Origin of the sequence: Virgisporangium aurantiacum (genome assembly GCF_016863635.1) — a bacterium.
Lineage (GTDB): Bacteria > Actinomycetota > Actinomycetes > Mycobacteriales > Micromonosporaceae > Virgisporangium > Virgisporangium aurantiacum.
Window position 1 is genome coordinate 1 of record NZ_BOPG01000165.1, and the last position, 2,598, is coordinate 2,598.

Here is a 2,598-nt window from a genome sequence, read left to right on the forward strand (position 1 = left end):
CGGCATTATGCAGGTAATCCTTGTCAAGTTGATCTAGTTGTCAGGCTTGCGGGGGTTCGAAGAGGGCGCCGTCGGTGTCGCCGCTGAGGAGGAAGGCGAACCGGGTGAGGTCGGCTTTGAGGCGTTCGATGTCGTAGGCGGGGTGGCCGACGAACTGGTGCAGGGATGCGTTGAGCGGGTGGTAGTCGCTGGTGAGCCAGGCGTTGAGGAACTCGAGGAGTTCGGTGAGCTCGGCGGCATGGTCGGGGGTCAGGGTGACGTCGGGCATGGTGTCGCGCCTTTCGATAGGCGGGTCAGGATGCTTGAGTGTCGGTCTGGTCGTCGACGCGGGTCAGGAGTTGGTTGAACAGGTTGACGCGGTGGGTCTGGTGGTGTTGTTCGGCGTGGTCGCGTTGGCGCAGCAGCGTTGGCCGGAATTCGATGCCGGTCTGGAAGAAGGTGCAGGTTTCGCAGATGGCTTCGAAGGCGCAGTCGAGTTCGGGTGGGCGGGTGCAGTAGCCGTTGCCGAGGAGGCGGTGGTGTTCGCGGCGTAGCCGGGCCATGCGTGGGCCGATCGTGTCGGCGGGTAGCGGTTTGCCTTGCTGGTATAGGGATTCGACCTTTTCGGTGACGGCGAAGTATTCGTCGGCGACGGTCCGGTTGGCGATTTTGGCGTAGCGCAGGGTCATGTCGAGGCTGCGGTGGCCGAGCATGGCGGCGATGGCTTCGAGGGTCATGCCGCGGTTGATCGCTTGGGTGGCCAGAGTGTGCCGCAGTTGGTGCGGATGAATATGCGGCAGGCCGGCGGCGGTGCCGGCTTTGTTGATCAGCCGGGTGACGGTGTGCCGGTCCAGGGCGGTGCCGCTTTCCCGGGGCAGTAGCAGGGGGTTGTCCACCGCGACGTGTGTGGTGCGGTAGTCGTCGATGAGGGTGACGAGGTGCGGGTGCAGGGGCAGGTAGCGGTCTTCGTGGAGTTTGCCGACGGGGACGTGCAGCCAGTGCGCGGCGCCGATGAGCATGACCGCGTCGGCTTGTAGGGCGGTGAACTCTCCGACGCGTAAGCCGGTGCGTAGCAACACTTCCACCACGACGCGGGTCAGCATTCTCGGGTCGGCTTGGGCCGCGCGCAGCAGCTTGGCCGCGGCTGGGTCGTCGAGGGCCCTGGGCAGCGGGTGGTCCTGGCGGGGCAGGTCGGCGGGGATGATCGGCACCCGGGCCGGGGCTTCGGGCCAGTCCCAGTCGCTGATGCGGACGAAGAACATCCGCAGCGTGCCGAGCCGGTGCGCCAGGGTTCCCGGGGCGAGCCGCGGCGTGCGGTAGCCGGGCCGGGCCGAAAGCCAGGTGCGGAAGTCCTCGATGTGGCGGCGGCGGATATCGGCGATGAACCGGACCTCGGGTGCCTGCTCGGCCAGGAACGCGGCCAGGGACCGCAGGGCCTGGTCGGCGCCGCTGACACTGCCGGGACGCAAGATGGCGGCCAACTGCTGCAGATAGCGGCGCATCGGGGCGACGATGTCCGGGATCGCGGTGGCGAGCTGTTGCCAGTCGGGTAGCGGCTGCGCCCGGGTCACCGCTGTTGTCCGTCCACAAAGGACACCACGCGACCGGGTGCCGTTAGAGCGTTTGCTGGCAACGGGTTTGTTGACAGCGGCTCACCGGATAGTGGTTCGCCGGGCAGGAGTTGAGCGTCGATCGCCTCCGCCGCGCGCCGATACTGCGATGCCAGCCAGTCGTCAGCCAGGTGCAGATAGATGCGGGTGGACTCGATGGAGGCGTGCCCGGCCTGGGCTTGGACCGCTTCCAACGCCATCCCGGCCTCGCGCAGCCGGGTCAGGCAGGTATGCCGCAACTGGTGGCAGGTGGCCTGGGCCAGCCCGGCCCGGACGCGGGCGGAATCGAGGATCTGATCCACCCCGGCCGGCGACAGCGGCTGGCCCCGCCGCGGGCCTTTCAGGACCACGAGCAGCCGGTCGCTGGCGGCATCCGGGGGTCGTTCGCGGTCCAGATAGGCCGCCACCGAGGCGAAGAACCGGCCCGAGACCGGGATCTGGCGCTGGTGGCCGCCCTTGCCCTCGACGATGAACACCCGCCGCGCGGCCACCTGCAGATCCGTCAGGCGTAGCCCGAGGACCTCGCAGCGGCGCAGGCCGCCGAGGACCATCGCCTCGACCATCGCCCGGTCCCGGTAGGTCCGCACCGCCGCCAGCAACGCATCGACCTGGCCGGGTTCCAGAATGCGGGGCAGCGTCCGCGGAGTGCGGACCAGCGGCACGCCCTGACGCGGCCGTTGCCGTTCCCGCCGGGTCGGCAGGCCCCGCGGCACCGGGTTCGCCGCGACGTCACCACGCGCGTGCAGGAACGCAAACAGCCCCGACACACTCGACAGCCGCCGCCGCACCGTCCGCGCCGACACCCCACCGCCGTCGCCGGCCGGCTGCAGTCGCCGGGCCGGGCCGCCGGCGTACTGCGCGGTGACGAACGCCAGCACGTCGGCTGGGACCACCCGCCTCGGCGGCTTGCCGACCACGGTGAAGAACACCTTCAGGTCATAGGCGGCCGCCGCGACCGTGTTCGGCCGCGACCGCACCGCCAGAAACTCCAGATAGGCATCCAGCACCG

General features: G+C 69.4%; 3 protein-coding genes. All 3 read right to left on the reverse strand.

Annotated elements, in window-relative coordinates:
- Positions 1 to 40 precede the first annotated feature (40 nt).
- A complete protein-coding gene (locus Vau01_RS62790) occupies positions 41 to 268 on the reverse strand; it encodes a hypothetical protein (protein WP_204015331.1) in 228 nt (75 codons plus the stop codon).
- Positions 269 to 293: 25 nt separating this feature from the next.
- Entirely contained in the window at positions 294 to 1,550 is a 1,257-nt protein-coding gene (locus Vau01_RS62795) for a tyrosine-type recombinase/integrase (RefSeq protein ID WP_204015350.1), read from the reverse strand.
- Positions 1,547 to 2,598: tyrosine-type recombinase/integrase (locus Vau01_RS62800; protein ID WP_204015362.1), on the reverse strand; the 1,052-nt coding region annotated here is incomplete at its 5' end. The genes Vau01_RS62800 and Vau01_RS62795, both read right to left, overlap by 4 nt.